Source organism: Streptomyces sp. NPDC002076, assembly GCF_053593835.1.
This window is the reverse complement of record NZ_JBSFDI010000002.1, coordinates 343,635-365,879: the sequence shown is the minus strand read 5'-3', so window position 1 is coordinate 365,879 and position 22,245 is coordinate 343,635. Positions and strand designations below refer to the sequence as shown.

Annotated in this window: 18 protein-coding genes and 1 pseudogene; 9 read left to right on the top strand and 10 right to left on the bottom strand. The window is 71.3% G+C overall.

The window, feature by feature from the left end; all coding sequences use genetic code 11:
- The first annotated feature begins 62 nt into the window (after positions 1 to 62).
- Both ACWCQS_RS05865 and ACWCQS_RS05860 read left to right on the top strand, forming a co-directional pair.
- Complete coding sequence (locus ACWCQS_RS05865; RefSeq protein ID WP_451003293.1) at positions 63 to 617, top strand: YdeI/OmpD-associated family protein; 555 nt, start codon at positions 63 to 65, stop codon at positions 615 to 617.
- 151 nt (positions 618 to 768) lie between these two features.
- A pseudogene (locus tag ACWCQS_RS05860) lies at positions 769 to 863 on the top strand.
- Positions 864 to 961: 98 nt separating this feature from the next.
- Here ACWCQS_RS05860 and ACWCQS_RS05855 read toward each other — a convergent pair.
- Positions 962 to 1,531: a TetR/AcrR family transcriptional regulator gene (locus ACWCQS_RS05855; RefSeq protein ID WP_451003292.1), complete on the bottom strand. Its 570-nt coding sequence runs from the start codon at positions 1,529 to 1,531 to the stop codon at positions 962 to 964.
- Between the two features lie 61 nt (positions 1,532 to 1,592).
- Here ACWCQS_RS05855 and ACWCQS_RS05850 point away from each other — a divergent pair, with 61 nt between their 5' ends.
- Positions 1,593 to 2,927 carry a YhgE/Pip domain-containing protein gene (locus ACWCQS_RS05850; RefSeq protein WP_451003291.1) on the top strand — a complete coding sequence of 445 codons (1,335 nt, stop codon included), beginning with the start codon at positions 1,593 to 1,595 and terminating at the stop codon, positions 2,925 to 2,927.
- Between the two features lie 94 nt (positions 2,928 to 3,021).
- Here the strand turns inward: ACWCQS_RS05850 and ACWCQS_RS05845 are convergent, their stop codons facing one another.
- Entirely contained in the window at positions 3,022 to 4,449 is a 1,428-nt protein-coding gene (locus ACWCQS_RS05845; protein ID WP_451003290.1) for a phytoene desaturase family protein, read from the bottom strand.
- Positions 4,450 to 4,819: 370 nt separating this feature from the next.
- Here ACWCQS_RS05845 and ACWCQS_RS05840 point away from each other — a divergent pair, with 370 nt between their 5' ends.
- Positions 4,820 to 5,296: a GreA/GreB family elongation factor gene (locus ACWCQS_RS05840; RefSeq protein ID WP_451003289.1), complete on the top strand. Its 477-nt coding sequence runs from the start codon at positions 4,820 to 4,822 to the stop codon at positions 5,294 to 5,296.
- A 17-nt stretch (positions 5,297 to 5,313) separates the two neighbouring features.
- On the opposite strand, the gene ACWCQS_RS05835 is transcribed toward ACWCQS_RS05840, so the two are convergent.
- Together ACWCQS_RS05835 and ACWCQS_RS05830 are read right to left on the bottom strand one after the other, a co-directional pair.
- Positions 5,314 to 7,800: an ATP-dependent Clp protease ATP-binding subunit gene (locus tag ACWCQS_RS05835; protein ID WP_451003288.1), complete on the bottom strand. Its 2,487-nt coding sequence runs from the start codon at positions 7,798 to 7,800 to the stop codon at positions 5,314 to 5,316.
- 127 nt (positions 7,801 to 7,927) lie between these two features.
- Complete coding sequence (locus ACWCQS_RS05830; protein WP_451003287.1) at positions 7,928 to 8,866, bottom strand: Dyp-type peroxidase; 939 nt, start codon at positions 8,864 to 8,866, stop codon at positions 7,928 to 7,930.
- A 196-nt stretch (positions 8,867 to 9,062) separates the two neighbouring features.
- Between ACWCQS_RS05830 and ACWCQS_RS05825 the strand changes: the two genes are divergently transcribed.
- Positions 9,063 to 9,992 carry a LysR family transcriptional regulator gene (locus tag ACWCQS_RS05825; protein WP_451003286.1) on the top strand — a complete coding sequence of 310 codons (930 nt, stop codon included), beginning with the start codon at positions 9,063 to 9,065 and terminating at the stop codon, positions 9,990 to 9,992.
- 372 nt (positions 9,993 to 10,364) lie between these two features.
- On the opposite strand, the gene fdhD is transcribed toward ACWCQS_RS05825, so the two are convergent.
- Positions 10,365 to 11,222 (bottom strand): formate dehydrogenase accessory sulfurtransferase FdhD, encoded by an 858-nt coding sequence (gene fdhD, locus ACWCQS_RS05820; RefSeq protein WP_451003285.1) that lies wholly within the window; start codon positions 11,220 to 11,222, stop codon positions 10,365 to 10,367.
- Positions 11,210 to 13,513: an FdhF/YdeP family oxidoreductase gene (locus tag ACWCQS_RS05815; RefSeq protein WP_451003284.1), complete on the bottom strand. Its 2,304-nt coding sequence runs from the start codon at positions 13,511 to 13,513 to the stop codon at positions 11,210 to 11,212. The genes fdhD and ACWCQS_RS05815 overlap by 13 nt, the downstream gene beginning before the upstream one ends.
- A 180-nt stretch (positions 13,514 to 13,693) precedes the next feature.
- On the opposite strand from ACWCQS_RS05815, the gene ACWCQS_RS05810 reads away from it, so the two are divergent.
- Entirely contained in the window at positions 13,694 to 14,956 is a 1,263-nt protein-coding gene (locus ACWCQS_RS05810; protein ID WP_451003283.1) for a molybdopterin molybdotransferase MoeA, read from the top strand.
- A 122-nt stretch (positions 14,957 to 15,078) separates the two neighbouring features.
- Positions 15,079 to 15,447 carry a thioesterase family protein gene (locus tag ACWCQS_RS05805; protein ID WP_451003282.1) on the top strand — a complete coding sequence of 123 codons (369 nt, stop codon included), beginning with the start codon at positions 15,079 to 15,081 and terminating at the stop codon, positions 15,445 to 15,447.
- 12 nt (positions 15,448 to 15,459) lie between these two features.
- Here the strand turns inward: ACWCQS_RS05805 and ACWCQS_RS05800 are convergent, their stop codons facing one another.
- From ACWCQS_RS05800 to ACWCQS_RS05790, 3 genes are all read right to left on the bottom strand, one after another.
- Positions 15,460 to 15,837 (bottom strand): NUDIX hydrolase, encoded by a 378-nt coding sequence (locus ACWCQS_RS05800; RefSeq protein ID WP_451003281.1) that lies wholly within the window; start codon positions 15,835 to 15,837, stop codon positions 15,460 to 15,462.
- Between the two features lie 101 nt (positions 15,838 to 15,938).
- A complete protein-coding gene (locus ACWCQS_RS05795; RefSeq protein ID WP_451003280.1) occupies positions 15,939 to 16,820 on the bottom strand; it encodes a diacylglycerol kinase family protein in 882 nt (293 codons plus the stop codon).
- Between the two features lie 54 nt (positions 16,821 to 16,874).
- A complete protein-coding gene (locus tag ACWCQS_RS05790; RefSeq protein WP_451003279.1) occupies positions 16,875 to 18,467 on the bottom strand; it encodes an FAD-binding oxidoreductase in 1,593 nt (530 codons plus the stop codon).
- A gap of 120 nt (positions 18,468 to 18,587) precedes the next feature.
- Between ACWCQS_RS05790 and ACWCQS_RS05785 the strand changes: the two genes are divergently transcribed.
- Entirely contained in the window at positions 18,588 to 19,187 is a 600-nt protein-coding gene (locus ACWCQS_RS05785; RefSeq protein WP_450982152.1) for a TetR/AcrR family transcriptional regulator, read from the top strand.
- Positions 19,188 to 19,219: 32 nt separating this feature from the next.
- On the opposite strand, the gene ACWCQS_RS05780 is transcribed toward ACWCQS_RS05785, so the two are convergent.
- The gene (locus tag ACWCQS_RS05780; protein WP_451003278.1) at positions 19,220 to 20,416 is read right to left on the bottom strand and encodes an RNA-guided endonuclease InsQ/TnpB family protein; all 1,197 of its coding nucleotides are present in this window, start codon (positions 20,414 to 20,416) and stop codon (positions 19,220 to 19,222) included.
- 155 nt (positions 20,417 to 20,571) lie between these two features.
- On the opposite strand from ACWCQS_RS05780, the gene ACWCQS_RS05775 reads away from it, so the two are divergent.
- Positions 20,572 to 22,152, top strand: a complete 1,581-nt coding sequence (locus ACWCQS_RS05775; RefSeq protein WP_451003277.1) for a glycerol-3-phosphate dehydrogenase/oxidase — start codon at positions 20,572 to 20,574, stop codon at positions 22,150 to 22,152.
- Positions 22,153 to 22,245: the final 93 nt, after the last annotated feature.

Genomic DNA, 22,245 nt, shown 5'->3' with positions numbered 1-22,245 from the left:
TGATGTGACGCATGCCAGGTGGAGCACAGACGGGTGGAGCACAGAACGGTGCCGATCCCGTCATGGCCTTCGCCACGCAGCAGGCGTGGGAGAAGTGGCTGGAGGAGCATCACGCCGACGTGCCGGGCATCTGGCTGAAGATCCCGAAGGCAGGTTCCGGGCTCGACGGCGTCGGCTACGCGGAAGCGCTGGAGTCGGCGCTCTGCTTCGGCTGGATCGACGGGCAGAAGAAGAAGCTGGACGAGCGGCACTGGCTGCAGCGCTTCACCCCGCGGCGGCCGGGCAGCAAGTGGTCGAAGGTGAACCGGGAGAAGGCCGCCGCACTCACGGAGCGGGGCCGGATGCGACCGGCCGGCCTGCGGGAAGTGGAGAAGGCCAAGGCGGACGGCCGCTGGGAGGCGGCGTACGAGGGTCAGCGCACGGCGACGGTGCCCGAGGACCTCCAGGCGGCTCTGGAGGCCTGTCCTCAGGCCCGGGACTTCTTCGCGACGCTGGACAGCCACAACCGGTACGCGATCCTCTACCGCGTCCAGGACGCCAAGAAGCCACAGACACGGGCGGCGCGCATCGAGAAGTTCGTCGCCATGCTCGCCGCGCAGCAGAAGCTCCACCCCTGATCTCCGCGCCTCGGGCCCTCACCGCTTCCGATCCAGGCGGTGCCGAAGAGGCGACGCACGGACCGCACTTGCGCGTCAGCGTGATGTCAGCCGGTTCCGGCACTGTTGTCCATGTGAACGGCGGAGCGGGCGACCGCGAAGCCGGGAGCGAGGAGAGGTGCCCGGAGTGGTTGATCGGGGACCGGTGAGCGTTGGCTCGAGGTCGGACCCGTTGGGTCCACGCAGGTTCGAATCCTGCCCTCTCCGCACCGCCGAGGACCTGGCAACGACCTCCGCCCGCCCCGTACAACCTGCGCCCTATCCGGAAGGCACTCCGCCCGTCGGCGGGCGTCGCACGGTGGCCGTCAGGTGGCGGACGCGTGGCCCAGGGCGCCCAGTCCCGCGGCCACCACGACGTCCGTCAGCTCCGTCCATCGGGTGTCGCGGTTGGCCATCATGGTGGAGGTCACCGCGCCGATCGCGGACACCACCCGCACCCGCCGCTCCTCGTCGGTCTCGATCTGCGGATCGAAGGCCTCCAGCAGCGTGCGCTGGGCCTGTGCGAGACGTTCGAGGATCTCGGGGTCGCGGGTGAGCCAGAAGGCGCCCACGATGAGCGCGCCTGTGCCCGGCCACTCCTCGATCATTTCGACGAGCGCGTTGAGCAGGGCCGCGTCGCGCCGCTTTCCGACCGGGAGTCCGGCGGCCGCGGCGGCGACGCGCGTGATGTGTTCCTCGGCGCGGGCGACCACGGCGGCCTGGATGCGTTCCTTGGACCCGAAGCGCTTGAGGACGGCGGCCTTCGAGTAGCCGGCGGCGTCGGCGATGGCCTGCACGGGCCCCTGTGCGAATCCGTGCCGGGCAAACACGAAGGCGGCCACGTCGAGCAGTGCGCGGTCGATTTCCTCGCTCGTGAGCTTCACGGTTGACTTCACGGCCTTAGGTTACCATCCTGGTCACTGAGTAACCAAAATGGTCACCTCGAAAGGATGCGACATGAGGACGAACGGCACGGGTCCCGCGGGCAGGAAGCCGACGCCGCGACTGTGGCTGGCTCCGGCCGTCATCGTCTCCGTCGTCATGGCGGTGCTGGCGGCGCTGTACCTGGGCAGCACGGTCAGTTCCTCCGACCACCTCGCGGACTTCCCCGTGGCGATCGTCGACGCCGACACCGGGGCCACCACCGCCTCCGGGCAGCACGTCGACGTCGGCAGGCAGATCGCCGGCAGCCTGCGCGAGGGCATCGACCACGACAAGTTCGACCTGCGCTCACTCAGCCTCGCCGAGGCGAAGCACGAGCTGGGGCAGGCGAAGCTCTACGGCGCGATCGTGCTGCCCCCGGACCTCAGCAGGAAGCTGACGGCACTGGCCTCGGGCGCCGTGACCGGCGCCGCCGTGGAGCGGCCGGTGATCACCGTCTACACCAACCCGCTCGCCAACACCTCCAGCGCATCCGTCGTGAACGCGCTCGCGAACCAGGCGCTCACGCGGGCCGACCAGGCCGTCGGCAAGCAGCTTCTCGCCGAGGTGACCTCGGCCCGGGCCAAGGCGGCCACGGCGCACGGCCGGACCGTGCCGGGCACCGCGCGACTCGTGCTGTCCGCACCCATGGACGTGCGGGTCACGCCCTTCCACCGCGTTCCCGACGGCACGGGCAACGGCCTGTCGGCCTTCTACTACGCCCTGCTGCTCGTACTCGCCGGCTTCACCGGGTCCCTGATCGTCAGCAACCTGGTCGACGCCCAACTCGGCTTCACCCCGAAGGAGTTCGGCCCGCGCTACCGCATGGAGCCGCACTCGGGACACAGCCGCCTGGCCACCCTCGCCCTGAAGTGGGGGATCATGACGGGCGTCGCGGTGGTCGTCTCCACGGTCTACCTGGCCATCGCGGACGGGCTCGGCATGCCCCTGGACCACCCCTGGCAGCTGTGGGGGCTCAGCGTGCTCGCGATCACCGCCGTGGCCGTGGTCGTCCAGAGCATCCTCGCCCTGCTCGGCGGCCTGGGCATGGTGGTCAACCTCTTCCTGTTCATCGTCCTCTCGGTCCCGAGCGCCGGCGGTACGGCCCCACTGGAGGCCACTCCGTCCGTCGTCCGCTTCCTCGGCACCTTCGAGCCGCTGCACCAGATCTACGTCGGCGTCCGCTCGGTCCTGTACTTCGGCGCCGTGTGGGACGCCGGCCTCGGTCGCGCGGTGACCGCCGCCGCGGCGGCCCTTGTCCTCGGCCTCGGTGCAGGCCTCCTCGGCACCCTCGCCTACGACCGCAAGGGCCTGGCGCGGCGCCACGGCACACCTTCCGCGGAGCTGCCCGGGCCGGCCGGAGCCGCGTGACCGCCGCCCCCGACCGACAGCTGCGAACACCGCGCGAGTCGACTCCGGCCGGCGCCATCGTCCCCCAGGCGATGCCGCCGGCCGTCCTCATGTGTCAGCGAGCGGCCCGCACCCCCAGGTGGCGCAGTGCGGCCGCCGCGGCTCCGGCGCCGCACATGCCGTGCGCGCCGGCACCGGGCGGGGTCGCCGCCGAGCACAGGAACACACCCGGCAGGCCGGTCGAGTACGGCTCTATGGTCGGGCGAGGGCCCAGGAGAAGCTGAGGGATCGTACTGGCCCCGGTGATGATGTCGCCGCCGGTGAAGTTGGGATTGGCGGTGGCGAACCGGGCGGGCGGGGTGGCCCGGCGGCCCACGATGCGTTCGCGGACACCGGGGGCGAACCGCTCCAGCTGACGGAGTATCGCGTCGGTCGCGTCCCCGTCGTAGCCGTACGGGACATGGGCGTAGGTGTAGACGGGGTGGACGTCGCCCACCGAGCGGGCGGGGTCCGCCAGGTACTGCTGGCCGACCAGCACGAAGGGACGTTCCGGCAGGTGGCCGGCCACCACGGCCCGCTCCGTGTCGGCCACCTCGGCGAGCGGGCCGCCGAGGTGCACGGTGCCCGCCCGGCGTGCGTGCTCGTTGGTCCAGGGCACGCCCCCTTCGACGGCCAGGTCGAGCTTGAAGACGGCGGGGGCCCGGCGGAACCGCCGGTAGGCACGGCGCACCCGGGCCGGGAGCCGGTCGCCGTAGAGGGCGATGACCTGGCCGGGGTCGAGGTCGAGGAGGGTCACGTCGGCAGGTGGCAGCTGCCGGTGGTCGGTGACGCGCACGCCGGTGTGGACGATGCCCCCGTGCAGGCGCAGCACGCGTTCCATGCTTCGGGCGATGGACTGTGAGCCGCCTTCGGCCACGGCCCAGCCGGCGGCATGGCCCGCGGTGAGGATGCCGAGCCCGATGGCCGAGGTGAACGGCTGCGACAGCGGGCGGAAGGCGTGTGCCGCGACGCCCGCCCACAGGGCCCGCGCCCGTGGGGTGGTGAAGAAGCGGGCGAGGAGGGAGGCGGGAAGGGTGGTCGGCAGGCCGAAGCGGGTGAGCAGCAGCGGGTGCGAGGGGATGCGCAGCAGGGGGCCCATCACATCGTGTGCCAGGGCGTCCCAGTGTCGTACCGGGGTGGTGAGGAGCGCGCGATATCGGTCACCGTCCGGACCGAGCAGGCGGGCGGTGTCCGGCACGGAACGCAGCAGGACCCCGGCACTGCCGTCGTCCAACGGGTGCACGCAGTCGACATCCGGCAACAACCAGCGCAGCCCGTGCCGTTCGAGTTCGAGCGCGCGCAGCGCCCGTGAGCTGACGGTCATGGGATGGATGGCCGAGCAGTGGTCGTGCACGAGTCCCGGCAGGATCGCCTCGTGGCTGCGGGTGCCGCCGCCGACCTCGTCCGTCGCTTCCAGGAGCGTGACCTGCAGTCCCGCCTTGGCGAGGAGGGCAGCGGCGGCGAGGCCGTTGGGCCCGCCGCCGACCACCATGGCGGAGGTCATATGGCGCACCTCGACGTGGTCGCTGCCGTGCGGGCGGGCGGTGACGTCGTCGTCCTCATACGCCTGAGTCTGGCATCAGACTCATGCGTCCGAGGTCGTCAGGACTGGGGCCGCTTGCCGTGATTGGCGCGATGGTTGCGTCGCGACTTCTTCTTACGGCGTCGCTTCGAGGACATGGAAACCTCCTGGAGGGAGAGGGAAACCGGTGAAGAAAACACCCGGAAACACCGTATATCGGGATTCTCGGCGCCTCCACCGCAGCCGCCGCCCCGACCGCCACTGCATGGCGGCACGACCCCCGGGCTCTCGTTGATACGATGCGAAAAATGTCCGACTCATGAACATTCTTCCCTGGACCATAGGAGCGGAAATGACCGGTGACCCGGAGCCGATCGGTGCCGCTGCCCGCCGCGCGCTGGAGCAGGAGCTGGCCGACCTGCGTGATGAGCGCCGGCTCGTCGCCGGAATCCTGCAGGACCGTACGGACGTGGGCGATCAGGCGGACCAGGCCGAGCAGTTGCAGCGCGCCAATCAGCTCAACCGCCTGGACCGTCGTATCGAGACCATCACCGAGCGGCTGCGCCGAGCGGACGTGGCCGGGCCCGCCCCCACGGACGTGGTCGGCGTGGGCAGCACGGTCACCGTCCGCTTCCCGGACGGCTCGGTGGAGACGCTCCAGATCGGGGAACTCGCCGAGGCCCTGGACCAGAACCTGGTCACCTCCGACAGTCCGCTCGGCCGTGCGCTGCTCGGACACCGCCCCGGTGACTCGGTCCACTTCGACACGCCCGACGGCCCGTCGAGCGTGGTCGTGATGTCGATCGGGGAGCACAGCGAGCAGGGATGACGCTGAGGAGTCAGCCCTCAGTCGGTTCTACGGACCCTGCAGTGGAGGGAGTCGTGTTCGACGTCGGCGACGATGGTGTCGCCGGGATCGGCCTCGCCGCTGAGCAGAAGGGTGGCGATCCGGTTGTCGAGTTCCGCCTGGATCGTGCGGCGCAGCGGCCGGGCGCCGAACTCCGGCTGGTGTCCATGGGCGATGAGCAGTTTCTTCGCCGCATCGGTCACCTCCAGCGTCATCCCCTGGGCGTGGACGCGGCGTTTGCTGTGGTCCAGCAGATGGTCCACGATCTTCCCGAGATCCTCCTCGGTCAGCCCGTGGAAGATGATGATGTCATCGATCCGGTTGAGGAACTCCGGCAGGAACCTGGTCCGCAGGTCCTCCATCAACTCGTCCTTGAGCTCCGACACATCGCCCTTGTGGTCCAGGATCCGGTGCGCGCCGATGTTGGACGTCATGATGATCACGCAGTGCCGGAAGTCGACGGTGCGGCCCTGGGCGTCGGTGAGCCGGCCGTCGTCCAGGATCTGCAGCAGGGTGTTGAAGACGTCCGGGTGCGCCTTCTCCACCTCGTCGAACAGCACCACGCTGTACGGCCGGCGGCGCACCTTCTCCGTCAGCTGGCCCGCTTCCTCGTAGCCCACGTATCCGGGAGGGGCACCCACGAGACGGGCGACGGTGTGCTTCTCCTGGAACTCGCTCATGTCGAACCGGATCATCCGGTCCTCGTCCCCGAACAGCAACGCCGCGAGGGTCTTGGCGAGTTCGGTCTTGCCGACACCCGTGGGACCGAGGAACAGGAAGGATCCCACCGGCCGGTTCGGATCCCCCATGCCCGCCCGGTTGCGCCGTACCGCCTGGGAGACGGCGGTGACGGCCTCGTCCTGGCCGACGATCCGGGCGTGCATCTCCTCCTCCAGCCTGAGCAGCTTCTCCTTCTCGCTCGCCGTCAGCTGCGACACCGGGATGCCCGTACGCCGGGAGACCACGTCGGCGATATCGGCGGCCGTCACCGATACCACGCCCTCGCGGCGTTCTTCGATGCCGGCGAGTTCGCCCTCCACCTCGGAGATCTGCCGCTTCAGTTCCGACGCCTTCTCGAAGTCCTCCCCGGAGACGGCCTGATCGAGTTCGCGGCGGAGCTGGGCGATGCGGTCCTCGCGGCTGATCACCTCCGTGGACCGGCCCACGCTGCGCAACCGCACCCGCGCACCGGCCTGGTCCATCACATCGATCGCCTTGTCGGGCAGGAAGCGGTCGGTGATGTAGCGGTCGGACAGTTCGGCCGCGGCCACCAAGGCCCCATCGTCGAACCGGACCTGGTGGTGCGCCTCGTAGGAGTCCCGCAGCCCCTCCAGGATCTGCACCGTCTCCTCCACCGTCGGTTCGGGCACCATCACCGGCTGGAACCGCCGTTCCAGCGCCGCGTCCTTCTCCACGTACTTGCGGTACTCGTCGATCGTCGTGGCTCCCACGACGTGGAGTTCACCGCGCGCGAGGGCCGGCTTGAGCATGTTGCCCGCGTCCATCGACCCCTCCCCCGTCGCCCCCGCGCCCACGACGGTGTGCAGTTCGTCGATGAACAGGATGATCCGGCCCTTGGCGGCCTGGACGTCCTCGATGACCTTCTTCAACCGCTCCTCGAACTGGCCCCGGTACTGCGCCCCCGCGACCATCCCCGACAGGTCCAGGGCCACGACCCTCTTGTCCTTGAGGGTGTCCGGCACCTCACCGGCCACGATCCGCTGTGCCAGCCCCTCCACGATCGCCGTCTTGCCGACTCCCGGCTCGCCGATCAGCACGGGATTGTTCTTCGACCGCCGCGAGAGGATCTCGACCGTCTGCTCGATCTCCTCTCCACGCCCCACCACCGGATCCAGCTTCCCCGCCGTCGCCTCCTCCGTCAGATCCCGCCCGTACTCGTCCAGCGTCGTCGCCGGCGCCTTCTGCCGTTCGGCGGGAGCTCCGTCGCCGCGAGCGGCCTGCTCGGTCAGCCCGGCCAGTTTCTGCGTGTCCATGCCCTCGGCACGCAGCAGCTTGGCGGCGCCCGTCTCACTGTCGCCGAGCAGGGCGCCGAGGATGTGCTCGGGACCGATGTACGACACTCCGGCCGCCTGCGAGTAGGCGTAGGCGGCCCGGAGCGTGCGCTTGGCCGCTGGGGTCAGGCCCGGCTGCGCGGACGGCTCACCGGACTCCCGGGGCAGGATCTCGGCGAGCTCGGCCGCCAGCGTGTCGGGATCGACGTCCAGCTTGGAGAGCAGTCTCCGGGACGGTTCGACCTTGGTGGCCGCCCACAGCAGATGTTCGGTGTCCAGGTCGGACGTGCCGTCCTCCAGCGCCCGCTGAGCGGCCAGGTTGAGCAGTTCCTGCGACGACTCCGTCAGCAGCCGGCCGATGGGCACCCGCTGTACGGCGGGGGGCGACGACGCGGGCGACATCCCGAAGAAACGGCTGAACAACTCGCCGAAGGGATCCGACGAACCGAACGGTGCACCGAACGACATCGACATGACAGCTCCTGAGCGCGCGGGCTCGATAATCCGCGGGGTGGTTGTTCCGGCGGTCCGTAATCACTGAACCCCGCTGTGCACGGCACCGCAAACGGAAGACACGCATTGCCGTTCCGGTAACGCTGAGTCACGAGCCGCTCGGGGCATCGGGCAGGTCGTCGAGAAAAGTGGCGGTGGGCACATGGAAGAGGCAGCCCGTGACCGGCACGGAGAATTCGAGAATGCGGTCGTGCCGGCCCGGATCCCTGCCGAGGAACATGTTCCTCAGCATTTCCTCCGTCACATCCGGGGTGCGGGCATATCCGATGAAATAGGTGCCGAACTCGCCTTTGCCGATGGTACCGAAGGGCATGTTCTCCCGTACGATCTTGCGTTCGTCGCCGTTCTCGTCGGTGATGGTGTTGAGCGCGACATGGGAATCGGCCGGTTTCACATCGTCGGGGAGTTCGATGTTGGCCAGTTTGGTGCGCCCGATGACCAGGTTCTGTTCCTCGACCGACAGGGCGTTCCAGGCCGTCATGTCGTGCAGGTACTTCTGCACGATCACATAGCTGCCGCCCGCGAATTCCGCGTCCTCCTCGCCGATGAACACGGCGTCGTCCGCGACGTTTCCCTCGGGGTTCTCGCTGCCGTCCACGAAGCCCAGCAGGTCACGTTCGTCGAAGAATTTGAAGCCGTGCACCTCGTCGACCACGGTGGCCGCTCCCGCGAGTCGCTCGCCCAGGAGCCGGGCCAGTTCGAAGCAGAGATCCATACGGTGGGAGCGGACGTGGAAAAGCAGGTCGCCCGGTGTGCCGAGCGCTCGATGGCGGGGGCCGACCAGGTCCGCGAAGGGATGCAGCCGACGTGGGCGCGGGCCGCTGAACAGCCGGTCCCATGCGTGCGATCCGATGCCGACGACACAGCTCAGTTCCTCGGCCGGCTCGCGGAAGGCCACCGAGCGGCGCAGCCCCGAGACGTCCTCGAGCAGGCCGCGGACCGTGTCCTCCCCGCCCGGATCGATGGTGGCGACGAGGAACACCGCCGCCCTGGCCGGCGGGACGATGACGGGCTGCGGTTCGACCACGGCAGTACGCCTCCTCATGAGGTCCTGGAGACATGAGGGTCTTGGAACCAAGTCGTCGAGTCCTTGGAACCGAGTCGTTCCAGCATGGCGCTGCCCGGTCGGCTCGGCAGGTCGTACGCAGTCCGGCGCCGCGACCGGCGCAGGGGCCGACGGGCCGGGGTTGGCTTTACGGGGAGCGGTCGGGTACACCCGTGCCGTGCTCTTTCGTCAGCTGGAATACCTCGTCGCCCTCTCCCGGGAGCGGCATTTCGCCCGTGCCGCCCAGGCCTGCTATGTCTCCCAGCCCGCTCTGTCGGAGGCGCTGCGCAAGCTGGAGGAGGAACTCGACGTGCCGCTGGTGCGGCGTGGCCGCAAGTACGAGGGCCTCACCCCGGAGGGGGAACGCATCGTCGTATGGGCGCAGCGGATCCTTGCCGACCGTGATGCCCTCAAGGACGAGGTGGATGTCCTGCGCAACGGCTTGAGCGGCAGGATGCGGATCGGCACCGTGCCCACCGCGTCCGGTGCCGTCGCCCAGTTGACCGGGCCGTTCTGCGCGGCGCACCCGCTGGTCACGGTCGAGGTGACCGCGGACATGCAGTCGGTGGACATCCTGCGGCAGCTGCAGAACTTCGAGCTCGATGCCGGGGTGACCTATCTGCGCGAGGATGTGTCGGAGGGTGGCTTCCACACCGTGCCCCTGTACCAGGAGCGGTACGTGCTGCTGCTCACGACCGCCGACGGCCTGGCCCGGCGTACGTCGGCCACCTGGGCGGAGGCGTCGCGACTGCCGCTGTGCATGCTGACCCCGGCGATGCAGGGACGCCGGGTGCTGGACGAGCTGTTCGCGCAGGCGGGGACGCAGCCCTCGCCCCGACTGGAGACCGACTCCGTGGCGGCGCTGTTCGCCCACGTCAGGACGGGCCAGTGGGCGGCCATCGTGCCGCATGCCTGGCTCCATGTGTTCGGTGTCCCGCACGGTATGCGGGCGGTGCCGCTCGTCGAACCCGCCGCGGCCGTGCCCGTGGGCCTGGTGGTCGCCGCCCGGGAGCCCGGTTCGGTGATGGCGAGGGCGCTGACGGACATCGCCCGCACCACCGACGTGGCCTCGGCCCTGGAGCGCGTGCCGGGGGATCCGGGGCGGTAGCCGACGGCGGGGCGATGGCCGAGGACGCCGGGGCAATAGCCGACGCCGGGCGCCACCGCCCAGCCCCGCGGTCGCCCGGCGCGGCAGCCCAGCTCCGGGGCCGCCGAAGGCAGCAACCGGGCTCCGACGGTGCCGAGCACGGCTACTCAGCCCCACAGGTGCCAGGCGCGGCGACTCAGCCCCGCGGTCGCCCGGCGCGGCGACTCAGCCCTGCAGGGTGCCGGACACGGCGGCCCAACCCCGCAGGTGCCACCCGGCAGCTCGGCCCCGCGGTCGCAGAAGGCGGCGGCCCGGTTCCGGCGGCGCCGGGCGCCCACGTCGGACCCCGCGTGAGCCCTCGCGTCAGCCCGCATCAAACCCCACCAGCACACGTCAGACCCCCATCAGCCCACGTCGGCCCACCGGCTGCGGCTGGAGTCGTTCCGCACCGGCGTACACGTTCATCGACGTACCGCGCAGAAAGCCGACCAGGGTCAGCCCGCTCTCGGCCGCCAGGTCCACGGCCAGCGAGGAGGGGGCCGAGACGGCTGCCAGCAGGGGGATTCCGGCGAGTACGGCCTTCTGCACCAGCTCGAAGGAGGCGCGGCCGCTGACCATCAGCAGGGTGCCGCGCAACGGCAGCAGGTCCGAGCGCAGGGCGTGTCCGACGACCTTGTCCACGGCGTTGTGCCGGCCCACGTCCTCGCGCAGGCACAGCAGCTCGCCGTCGGCCGTGAACAGTCCGGCCGCGTGCAGGCCCCCGGTGCTGTCGAACACCTTCTGCGCCGCACGGAGCTTATCGGGCAGGGAGGCGAGGAGTTCCGGGCCCACGCGCAGCGGGTCCTCGGCCACGGACCACCTCATGGCCATGCGCACCGCGTCCAGGCCGGCCTTGCCGCACAGGCCGCACGAGGAGGTGGTGTAGAAGTTCCGCTCCAGCGACGCGCCGGGCGTGGCCACGCCCGGGGCCAGGCCGACGTCCACCACGTTGTAGGTGTTGCCCCCGTCCGCCGTGGCGCCGGCGCAGTAGCGGATGCCGGTCACGTCGCCGGCGGCATGGACGACGCCCTCGCCGGCGAGGAAGCCGGCCGCGAGGTCGAAGTCGTCGCCCGGGGTGCGCATGGTCACGGTGAGGGGGCGCCCGCCGACCCGTATCTCCATCGGTTCCTCGGCGGCCAGGGTGTCCGGCCGGGCGGAGGGTACTCCGTCGCGGATCCGGAGCACCCGCCGCCGTACCGTCACTCGTCCCATGTTCCCGCTCCGCGCGTGGGCTCCAGGCGGATCAACACGCCTTTGGACGTAGGGGTGTTGCTGATGTCGGCGACACTGTCCAGCGGCACCAGGACATTGGTCTCGGGGTAGTAGGAGGCCGCGGAGCCGCGGCTGGCGGGATAGGCGACGACGCGGAAGTCCTCCGCCCGGCGTTCCAGCCCGTCGTGCCAGACGGCGACCAGGTCCACCCGGTCGCGGTCGGCGAGCCCGAGGGCGGCCAGGTCGGCGGGGTTGACGAGCACCACCCGGCGGGCGTTGTGGATGCCGCGGTAGCGGTCGTCCATCGCATACGGCACGGTGTTCCACTGGTCGTGGGAGCGCAGTGTCTGCAGCAGCAGATGGCCCTCGGGGATGTCCGGCATCGTGAACTCGTTGACGGTGAAGACGGCCTTGCCGCTCGGCGTCCGGAACACACGCTGGTTCACCGGGTTGGGCAGCCGGAAGCCACCGGGTCTCGCGACCCGGGCGTTGAAGTCCTCGAAGCCCGGTACGACCCGGGAGATGCGGTCGCGGACGGTGGCGTAGTCCGCCTCGAACTCCTCCCAGGGGATGGCGGGTTCGTCGCCGAGGGTGCGGCGGGCCAGCCGGCTGATGATCGCGACCTCGCTGAGCAGGTGCGGGGAGGCCGGCGCCAGGCGGCCGCGGGAGGCGTGCACCTCGCTCATGGAGTCCTCGACGGTGATGAACTGCTCGCCGGACGCCTGGATGTCGCGGTCGCTGCGGCCGAGGGTGGGCAGGATGAGGGCGGTGTCACCGCAGACCGTGTGGGAGCGGTTGAGCTTGGTGGAGATGTGCGCGGTGAGCCGGCACCGCCGCATCGCCTCCTCGGTGACATGGCTGTCGGGGGTGGCCCGGACGAAGTTGCCGGCGACGCCGAGGAAGAGCTTCGCGGTGCCGTCGCGCATGGCCCGGATGCCGTCGACCGAGTCCAGTCCGTGCTTCGCGGGCGGGGTGAAGCCGAACTCGCGGCCCAGGGCATCGAGGAACGTCTGGGGCATGCGCTCCCAGATGCCCATCGTGCGGTCGCCCTGGACGTTGCTGTGGCCGCGCACCGGACACACGCCCGCGCCCGGCCTGCCGACGTTGCCGCGCAGCAGCAGGAAGTTGACCACCTCGCGGATGGTCGGGACGCCGTGCTTGTGCTGGGTGAGGCCCATGGCCCAGCAGACGATTATCTTCCCGCTGCGCAGCACCCGGTCGTGGACGCTCTCGATCTCCTCACGGGTGAGCCCGGTCGCGGTGAGGATGTCCTCCCAGGCGACCTTCCGGGCGTGGTCGGCGAAGTCGGCGAAGCCGATGGTGTGGGTGCTGATGAAGCCGTGGTCGAGTACGGTGCCCGGGCGCTCGTCCTCGGCCTCCAGCAGCAGCCGGCCCAGTGCCTGGAACAGGGCGAGGTCGCCGCCGGGCCGGATCTGCAGGAACTGGTCGGCTATCGCGGTACCCCGGCCGACCACTCCGCGTGCCTTCTGGGGATGCTTGAAGCGGATGAGTCCGGCCTCAGGCAGCGGGTTGACCGCGATGACCTTGCCGCCGTTGCGCTTGGTCTCCTCCAGTGCGGTGAGCATCCTCGGATGGTTGGTGCCCGGGTTCTGTCCGACGACGAAGACGAGATCCGCGGTGTGGATGTCGTCCAGGGAGACGCTGCCCTTGCCGATGCCCAGGGTCTCCATCAGCGCGGACCCGCTGGACTCGTGGCACATGTTGGAGCAGTCCGGCAGGTTGTTGGTGCCGTAGGCGCGGGCGAAGAGCTGCAGCAGGAAGGCGGCCTCGTTGTTCAGCCGGCCGGAGGTGTAGAAGAGGGCCTCGTCCGGGGAGTCCAGCCGGCGGAGCTCGCCGGCCAGTACGTCGAGCGCCTCGTCCCAGCCGACAGGTTCGTAGTGTTCCGCACCGGGCCGCTTGATCATGGGCTCGGTCAGCCGGCCCTGCTGGTTGAGCCAGTAGTCCGACTTGGCGCCCAGCTCGGCGATCGGGTACCGGCGGAAGAACTCGGCGGTGACCCGGCGCGAGGTGGCTTCGTCGCTGATGTGCTTGGCGCCGTTCTCGCAGTATTCGTTGAGGTGCCGCTTGCCCGGTGCTGGCTCGGGCCAGGCGCAGCCCGGGCAGTCGAATCCCTTGACCTGGTTGATGTTCAGCAGGGTCAGCGCGGTACGTCGTACGGTCGTCTGCCCCAGCGAGTACTCCAGTGCGTGTGTCACCGCCGGGACACCGGTCGCCCAGCGCTTGGGCGGGGTGACCGACAGATCGTCCACGGGGTCCTCGTTACCGCTCATCTTCCGGTCCGCCTCTTTCTCCGATGGGCACTGCGGGGCAGCATCCGCCTCTTTCCGCAGACACGTCAAAGAGGTGTTTTCAATGGCGTGATAAGCGCGGGTTATCGGATAGGCGCCACCTATCGGCACCCAAGTGGGGCCTCTTTGACTTCCTCGGAGGGCTCACCAACGATGACCCGCATGACGGCTTCCCGGACGCACCCGGCCGATGGCACGGCACCGCACGGACCGCGAACCGAGCCGGATCCGCTCCGGGCCGCGCGGGCCTGGGAGACGGCCCGCGCGATCGCGCGGTCCTGCGCCGGGCACCCGCTGCCCGCGGTCCCCCGCGTTCTCACCGACGCGCTGGGCCACGCACTGGCCGAACCGCTCGTCGCGCTCACCGACCTGCCGCCGTTCGCGACCGCCGCGATGGACGGCTGGGCCGTGGCCGGACCGGGCCCGTGGCGGCTCGGCGGCACCGGCGTCCTGGCCGGCCGGGAACCCGGGCCGCTCGTGCCGGACTCGGCCGTGCCCATCGCCACCGGCGCCCCGGTGCCGGCCGGCGCGACCGCCGTACTGCGGCGCGAGCACGGCGCGGCGGACCCCGAGCGCGGCCTGCTGTACGACCGCTCCCCCGCGCCGGTGCCCGAAGGCCGCGACATCCGGCCGCGCGGTCAGGAGTGCCGCTCCGGTGAGCCGCTGCTGCCCGCCGGCACCACCGTGACCGAACGGGTGCTGGGCCTGGCGGCCGCCGCCGGGTACGACCGGCTGACGGTGCACCGTCGGCCGAGTGTGGAACTGCTGGTCCTCGGCGACGAGTTGCTCCAGCAGGGCGTGCCGCGCGGCGGACGGGTCCGGGACGCGCTCGGGCCGCTGCTGCCGCCGTGGCTGCACGCGTGTGGCGCCGAGCTGATCGGCCATCGTCTGCTCGCCGACGACCTCGCCGCACTCCGGGAGGCCGTACGCCGCTCGCCCGCCGACGTCGTGGTCACCACGGGGAGCACCGCGGCCGGACCGGTGGACTTCCTGCACGACACGCTCCGGGCGGTGGGCGCTCGGCTGCTCGTGGACTCCGTGGCGGTACGGCCGGGTCACCCGATGCTGCTCGCCGAACTGCCGGCCACGGCCGACGGCCGGGCGCGCCGGCTGGTCGGGCTGCCCGGCAACCCGCTCGCCGCGGTGGCCGGCATGGTCACGCTGGCCGAGCCTCTGTTGCGCCACCTCGGCGGGCACTCCGGCGCCGAGCCGGTCAGGCTGGTGGCCGGCTCCGCCCTGCCCGGGCATCCCCGCGACACCCGGCTGCTACCCGTGTTCACCACGGGGCAGGAGGTGACGCCGCTGCCGTTCGACGGTCCGGCGATGCTGCGCGGCCTGGCCCTGGCGGACGGCCTCGCGGTGGTGCCGGCGGCCGGCGTGCCGGCCGGCACCGGAGTGGACGTGCTGGAGCTGCCCGGCCGGTGAGGCCGGCCACTCACCCAGCTTGACGGCAACGGGCGCGGACCTTGACGGTGTCCTCGGTCTGCTCCGGGGCCTCCGATTGGGGCAACATCGACATCCGCCGTGCCCAGGCCTAGCGTGGTGGGATGCAGCACAAGGTGACCGATGCCGACACCGCGGTGTCGGTGGGCAGCGGTGACGTGCCCGTGCTCGCCACCCCGCGGCTGATCGCGTGGATGGAGGCGGCCACCGTGCGGGCCGCCTCCTGCTTCACCGACTCCGGTCGGACCACCGTCGGCACCGAGGTACGGGTCCGGCATCTGCGGGCCACGCCGGTCGGCGGCCGGGTGGAGGTGAGCGCCGAACCTTCCGCCTCCGTCGCGGGCGGGCGCCTCACCTTCGTGGTGCGGGCCGTCGACGGCTCGGGCCGGCTGGTCGCCACGGGCGAGATCGACCGGGCGGTCGTCGACCGGCAGCGGTTCCTCGCCCGCGCACTGGACTCGGCAGACCACTGACGGCCAGACGCGTCATACGGGCGTGTGTCCCCGAAGGTACTCGCGTACGGCGGCGGGGAGTTCGACGTCGGCGGTCTCGGGGATCGGCGCCCAACGCACCTGCTCCGGCGTGAGAGCGGCCCCGTCCGACGGGGTCCCGCTCAGCAACTGGCACACCACCGCCGACGTGCCGTCTGAGGGTGGAACGTCGTGTCGGGCCAGGGACTCCGTGCCGTCGACGAGATACCCGGTGAGTTCGTAGACGACGCGCGCCGCGGTGGCCTCGGCGGCCTCGGCCGGGTCGGGAGTACCGGACGGCAGTGCCCAGCCGTGGCCGTCCTCCACGAGCAGCAGCCGGCCGTCGTACAGGACGACCGCCTGCACCGCGCCCTCGGCGGGCTCCAGCGTCATGACCGACCACCAATCCCCCGGCGCGCTCGGCCGGTTTCCCCTCCCCCTACCCCGACCTGGCAGGTCATGCACCGGTGCCGTGTCATTTCCGGATGCTGGGCTCAGTACAGCATCGGCAGGTCTCCGGGTCGTACCCGCACCGTCACCGGCAGGGTGGCGTCGACCTCGCCGTCCGCGCCGTAGGGGACGGGCCTGTTCGCCTCGATGCGCAGTTCCCTGCCGCGCAGCACGCGCACCTCGGGGCGGTGCACATGACGGCCCGTCTTCAGCTCGTTCATGAGGGTGAAGAAGAGCCTGCGCGGTGCCTCGCGGATCATCACCACGTCCAGCAGGCCGTCGTCGACGCGCGCGTCGGGGGCGATGAGCCGACCGGAGCCGTAGTAAGGGGAGTTGGCGGCCACGACGGTGTAGCCGCGGTGGGTGTGTTCCTCGCCGTCGACGGTGACACGGTAGTCGGCCGCCCGCCAGGTGGTGACGGCACGCAGGCCGCCCGCGTAGTAGGAGGCGGAACCACGCAGCAGCCGAGCGTGGTTGGCGTGCCGGTTGGCCACCGCGTCCACGCCGGCGTAGACGCTGCCCAGGACGACCGTGCGCGGGTGGACGGCCGACTCCACCTCGATGGTGTCGACCGGCCGTGGCTCGGCGTGCAGCAGGATGCCGGCGAGTGCCGCGGGGTCGGCGGGCAGTTCGAGGGCGCGGGCGAAGTCGTTGCCGCGTCCCGCGGGCACCAGGCCGAGGACGGTTCCGGTGCCGCTGAGTGCACCGCCGATGCCGCCGGCGATGCCGTCGCCACCGACGGCCAGCACGATCCGGCCGCGCTCACCGGCGCGACGGGCGATGTCCTGGGCGTGGGCGAGGCTGTTGCTGTACTCCGTCTCCAGTTCGGCCCCGGCCTCGCGCAGCAGCCGGGCCAGGTGGAGCAGGGTCGCCGCCCCGGTGGAGCCGCCCGCGGTGGGGTTGACGACGGCGGTGAACTGTCGCATCGGTGTGCCTCCGAAGCAGGCGGATCGGATGGGGTCGGTCAGCGGATCGGTGGGTCAGTCGGTGGGGAGCAGGACGCCGGGGTTGAGCAGGCCCTCGGGGTCCAGGCGGCGCTTGACGGCACGCAGGGCCGAGATGCCGAGCCGTCCGGCCTCGCGGACGTACCAGTCGCGGTGGTCGGTGCCGACTCCGTGGTGGTGCGAGATGGTTCCCCCGGCCGCCAGTACGGCCTCGTTGGCCGCGTGCTTGGCGGGCGTCCAGTGCGCCACCGGGTCCTCACCCTGGGCGCTGACGACCGTGAAGTACAGCGAGGCGCCGTTCTCGTAGACGTGGGAGATGTGGCACATCACCAGGGGCGGGGTGCCGGCTTCGGTGAGGGTGTCGGTGAGCGCGCCGCGTACGGCCGTGTAGAGGTCGGGGATCCGGGACCAGAAGGCGGCGGTCTCCAGCGTCTCGGCGAAGGCGCCGACGTCGAGGAGGGCGTCGCGCAGGTACGGCGCCGAGAAGCGGCCGTGGGCCCAGCGTTCGCCCGGTTCCGCTCCCACGAGGGTGCCGCCGCAGGCGGTGAGGACGGCCGCCGCCTGCTGCCGGCGCTGTGCGGTGTCCTCGGCCGTGCCCTCGTAGCCGGTGATGGCGAGACAGCCGGCCGCGCTCTGCGCCAGGTCGCCTCCGATGGCGTCGGGCTGGGCCAGGCCGATAAGGGTCTCGGTCTCGTCGGACAGCCGCAGCACGGTCGGCCGGGGTCCGTCCTGGGCGAGACTGCGCAGCGCGGCGGCGCCCTCCTCGAAGGAGGCGAACCGCCAGCCCTCGTAGATCCGCACCTGCGGCACCGGACGGATCCGTACGGTGACCGACGTGATCACGCCGAAGGCGCCCTCCGAGCCGAGGATCAGCTGGCGCAGGTCGGGTCCGGCGGCGGAGCGCGGGGCGCGGCCGGTCTCGATCGTTCCCTCGGGGGTGGCGAGAGTCAGGCCGAGGACCATCTCGTCGAAGCGGCCGTATCCGGCGGAGGCCTGGCCGCTGGAGCGGGCGGCGGCGAAGCCGCCGATGGTGGCCCACTCGAAGGACTGCGGGAAGTGGCCGAGGGTGAAGCCGTGTTCGGCGAGCAGGGCCTCGGCCTCGGGGGCGCGCAGACCGGGCTGGAGTACGGCGGTGCGCGAGACGGGGTCCAGGTCGAGCAGGCCGTTCATGCGGCGCAGGTCCAGGGCGATGAACGCGGTGCGCTGGGGGGCGAGTCCGCCGACGACCGAGGTGCCGCCGCCGAAGGGGACGACGGAGAGACCGTGTGCGGCGCAGGCGCGCAGCACGGCGAGGACCTCGTCGTGGGAGGCGGGCAGGACCACGGCCTGCGGGACGTCCGCGAAGTCCCCGGTGCGGATGCGCAGCAGGTCGGGGGTGGACTTGCCGCGCGTGTGCCGGATGCGGCTCTCGTGGTCGGTGCGGACGTGGTCCTCGCCGCCGACGGCCTCGGCGAGCGCCTTGAGCGCGGCCGGGGAGGCCGTGCTGGCGGGCAGTTCGATGTCCTCGAGGGTGAGGGCGGGGGTGGTGCGGGGCTTGACGCCGAGCAGGTCGCGCAGCAGTCCGGTCACCGAGTCGGGCAGCGGTGCCGCCTTGGCCGGGTCGCCCCAGCCGTTCCACAGCATGTCCATTGAACGGTCGTCCTCACAGGTCGGTGTGCTCGGTGTCCTCGGTTCACGCGACGGCCGGCGGGCCGCCCCCGGGGTGACGGTGTCTGCTGCGCCCGACCCCGGGGCGTTACACTGTGACACATGACGCCTATTCGTCACAACGGTTCGGACAACGATCATGTGCTCGACGCGGTACGCGACTGTGTGCTGGCCGTCGGCGTCCGCCGCACCACCCTCGCCGACGTCGCCCGCCGCGCCGGTGTCTCACGGATGACGCTGTACCGGCGCTGGCCGGATCTGCGGACCCTGGTGGGCGATCTGATGACCCGCGAGTGGATCGACGTGGCCACCCGCGCCATCCCCGAGCCCGCCTCCCGCACGGACACCCGCACCCGGATCGTGGACGGACTGGTGGCGGGCGTCGAGGCCTTCCGGGCGCACCCGCTCTTCCGCAAGATCGTCGACGTCGACCCGGAACTGCTGCTCCCCTATGTGCTCGACCGGCGCGGAGCCAGCCAGGAGGCGCTGCTGGCGCTGCTGGCCGACGGGCTGCGCGACGGCCACGCGGACGGCTCCGTGCGCCCCGGGCATGTCGAACGGCAGGCCCGCGCCCTGCTGTTGACCGTGCAGTCCTTCACCCTGTCCCTGCGCACGATGACCGACGAGGACGATCCGGAGCTCGACTCCGCCGCCTTCCTCGGCGAGTTGCGCACCCTCCTGGAGAGGACCCTCACGCCTTGACTTCCTCCCCTCTCCTGAAGGAGGGGGGATTCCTACGGCTCGCGCCGTAGAGGTTTCTGCTTCGTCGCCGACTGCCCGCCCGGAGTTCTCCGTTGAGGTCTTACGCCAGCTCCACAGACAGACACGGCCAGCCCGGCCGCCAGGATGTTCTTCGCCGCGTTCACGTCCCGATCGTGGGTCGTGCCGCAGTCGCACGTCCAGGAACGGACATTCAACGCCATCGCGCCCTGCAAACTACCGCAGGCAGAACACAGCCTGGAGGAGGGGAACCAGCGGTCGACCGCGATCACTTCGCGGCCGTACCACTGGGCCTTGTACTCCAGCATGCTCCGGAACTCGCTCCACGCCGCGTCGCTGATGGCGCGGGCGAGCTTGCCGTTCTTCACCATGTTGCGCACAGCCAGGTCCTCGATCACGATCGTTTGGTTCTCACGAACGAGCCGAGTGGTGATCTTGTGCAGGTGGTCGCGTCGCCGGTCGGCGATGCGGGCATAGACCTTGGCGACCTTCCACCGGGCCTTGGCCCGGTTCGCTCCGTCACCCTTGGCCTTGCGGGCAAGCTGCCGCTGGGCCCTGGCAAGGCGGGCGCGTTCTCGCCGCTCGTGCCGGGGGTTGGCGATCTTCTCCCCGGTGGAGAGGGTCAGGAGATGGTCGAGGCCGGCGTCTATGCCGATCGCCGTGTCAGTTGCCGGAAGTGGCTGGACGGAGGGGTCTTCGCACAGCAGGGACACATACCAGCGTCCGGCCGTGTCCTGGCAGACGGTCACCGTGGACGGCGAAGCGTCTTCGGGGAGCGGACGGGACCACACGATGTCCAGCGGCTCCGCCATCTTCGCCAGCGTCAGCTTCCCGTCCCGGAACCGGAACGCGCTGGTGGTGTACTCCGCCGACTTCCGCGACTTCTTCCGCGACTTGAAACGAGGGTACTTCGCGCGCTTGGCGAAGAAGTTGGTGAACGCCGTCTGCAGGTGGCGAAGTGCCTGCTGGAGCGGGACGGAGGAGACGTCGTTGAGGTACGCCAGTTCCTCGGTCTCCTTCCAGGCCGTCAGCATCGCAGACGTCTGGTTGTAGTTCACCCGCGCCTGTCGCACCCACGCCTCGGTGCGCGCCGCAAGGGCCAGGTTGTAGACCTTCCGCACGCAACCGAACGTGCGCGACAGCTCGGCTGCCTGCGCATCGGTCGGATAGAAGCGGTACTTGAACGCCCGCTTCACGCCGGTGGCCCTCACGGCTCACACACTAGCCCATCAGTCTGTGAACGCTGCCCGGTAGTTGGGAAAATGCACCGCCCCGCCCCGGCGACGAACCTGCTTTCCTTGCCCTGCTCCGTAGGGGCTCGATTCCTCCCCGCCCTGAACGACGGGGTTTCCTCGAAGGAGATCTGATGAGTCACACCCGGGCCGACGCCGGCTCGTCCCTCAGCGCACACCGCCGTCGCCGGGAACTGGCCGAGGCCGCCGACGGCAGGGTCGCCGACGTCCTGGTCGTCGGGCTCGGCGCCACCGGGGCCGGAGCCGCGCTCGACGCGGCGGCCCGCGGTCTCGACGTCGTCGCGGTGGACGCCCACGACCTGGCCTTCGGCACCTCCCGCTGGAGTTCGAAGCTCATCCACGGCGGGCTGCGCTATCTGGCCTCCGCGCAGTTCGACGTGGCGCACGAGAGCGCGGTCGAGCGCGGGGTGCTGATGACCCGCACCGCCCCGCACCTCGTGGCCGCCCAGCCCTTCGTCCTGCCGCTGACCCCCCTGGTGTCCCGGGCCCAGGCCTCGCTGGCGTGGGCCGGGTTCCGGGCCGGGGACATGCTGCGGCTGGCGGCCCGGACCCCGCGCCAGGTGCTGCCCGCCCCGCGCCGGCTGTCGGCGACGGAGGCCCGGCATCTGGCGCCCTCGGTGCGCTCGGCCGGACTGCGGGGCGGACTGCTGTCCTGGGACGGCAAGGTGACCGACGACGCCCGGCTGGTCACGGCCCTGGCCAGGACGGCCGCCGCGCAGGGCGCCCGGGTGCTGACCCGGGTCAGGGTGCTGGAGCTGACCGGCACCGGCGCCCGGATCCGCGACGAACTCACCGGCGAGGAGGGCGAGATCAGGGCCCGCGCGGTCATCAACGCGGCCGGCGTGTGGGCGGGCGAGCTCGTCGAGGGCATCCGGATCCGGCCCTCCCGCGGCACCCATCTGGTCCTGCGCTCGGAGCGGCTCGGCACCCTGCCGGCCGGCCTGCACATCCCCATCCCCGGCGAGACCAACCGCTTCGTCCTGGTCCTGCCCCAGGGCGACGGCCGGGTGTACGTCGGTCTCACCGACGAGCCGGTCGACGGCGGGATCCCGGACGTCCCTGAGGTGCCCGAGACCGACATCGGCTTCCTGCTGGACGTGCTCGGCTCGGTCCTGGACACGCCGGTGGCCCGGGACGAGGTCGTCGGCGCCTTCGCCGGACTGCGCCCTCTGCTGGACACCTCCGGCCACGATGGCCGAGACGGAGCCCCCGCCCGCACCTCCGACATCTCCCGCCGGCACGCCGTGCTGACGTCCCCCGACGGCATCACGACGATCGTCGGCGGCAAGCTCACCACCTACCGGCGGATGGCCCAGGACGCCGTGGACGCCGCGACCGCCGCGCGGGGACTTCCCGCCGTGCCCTCCCCCACCGCCGCGCTGCCGCTGGTCGGCGCCGCCGCACCCGGCCGGCTGCGCACCCTGTCGGCACCCCGGCGACTGGTCCGCCGCTACGGCACGGAGGCCGGGGCCGTCCACGCCCTCGGGGCCGGGGCTCCGGCCCTGGTCGAGCCCGTGCTGCCGGGCCACCCGGTGACCCGTGCGGAACTGCTGTGGGCCGTACGGCACGAGGGCGCCCTGGACGAGTCCGACCTCCTGGACCGGCGCACCCGCATCGGGCTCGTACCCGAAGATCGCGCCGAGGCGCTGGCCGTGGCACGGGAAGTACTGGACGAAGCGGCCGCGCGACGCTGACGCGCCGACCGCCTTGCCCGGGCGAGGCGGTGCCTGTTGTCGGTGGTGATCTCCGATGGAGGCGGCCTGGTCACGTCCCCGACGCAACCGGGC

Excerpts from the sequence above, each read along its gene's own strand:
- ACWCQS_RS05865 (WP_451003293.1), top strand. The coding sequence starts at position 63 with ATGGCCTTCGCCACGCAGCAGGCGTGGGAGAAGTGGCTGGAGGAGCAT.
- ACWCQS_RS05850 (WP_451003291.1), top strand. The coding sequence starts at position 1,593 with ATGAGGACGAACGGCACGGGTCCCGCGGGCAGGAAGCCGACGCCGCGA.
- ACWCQS_RS05845 (WP_451003290.1), bottom strand. The coding sequence starts at position 4,449 with ATGACCTCCGCCATGGTGGTCGGCGGCGGGCCCAACGGCCTCGCCGCC.
- ACWCQS_RS05840 (WP_451003289.1), top strand. The coding sequence starts at position 4,820 with ATGACCGGTGACCCGGAGCCGATCGGTGCCGCTGCCCGCCGCGCGCTG.
- ACWCQS_RS05835 (WP_451003288.1), bottom strand. The coding sequence starts at position 7,800 with ATGTCGATGTCGTTCGGTGCACCGTTCGGTTCGTCGGATCCCTTCGGC.
- fdhD (WP_451003285.1), bottom strand. The coding sequence starts at position 11,222 with ATGGGACGAGTGACGGTACGGCGGCGGGTGCTCCGGATCCGCGACGGA.
- ACWCQS_RS05815 (WP_451003284.1), bottom strand. The coding sequence starts at position 13,513 with ATGAGCGGTAACGAGGACCCCGTGGACGATCTGTCGGTCACCCCGCCC.
- ACWCQS_RS05810 (WP_451003283.1), top strand. The coding sequence starts at position 13,694 with ATGACGGCTTCCCGGACGCACCCGGCCGATGGCACGGCACCGCACGGA.
- ACWCQS_RS05805 (WP_451003282.1), top strand. The coding sequence starts at position 15,079 with ATGCAGCACAAGGTGACCGATGCCGACACCGCGGTGTCGGTGGGCAGC.
- ACWCQS_RS05800 (WP_451003281.1), bottom strand. The coding sequence starts at position 15,837 with ATGACGCTGGAGCCCGCCGAGGGCGCGGTGCAGGCGGTCGTCCTGTAC.
- ACWCQS_RS05795 (WP_451003280.1), bottom strand. The coding sequence starts at position 16,820 with ATGCGACAGTTCACCGCCGTCGTCAACCCCACCGCGGGCGGCTCCACC.
- ACWCQS_RS05790 (WP_451003279.1), bottom strand. The coding sequence starts at position 18,467 with ATGGACATGCTGTGGAACGGCTGGGGCGACCCGGCCAAGGCGGCACCG.
- ACWCQS_RS05785 (WP_450982152.1), top strand. The coding sequence starts at position 18,588 with ATGACGCCTATTCGTCACAACGGTTCGGACAACGATCATGTGCTCGAC.
- ACWCQS_RS05775 (WP_451003277.1), top strand. The coding sequence starts at position 20,572 with ATGAGTCACACCCGGGCCGACGCCGGCTCGTCCCTCAGCGCACACCGC.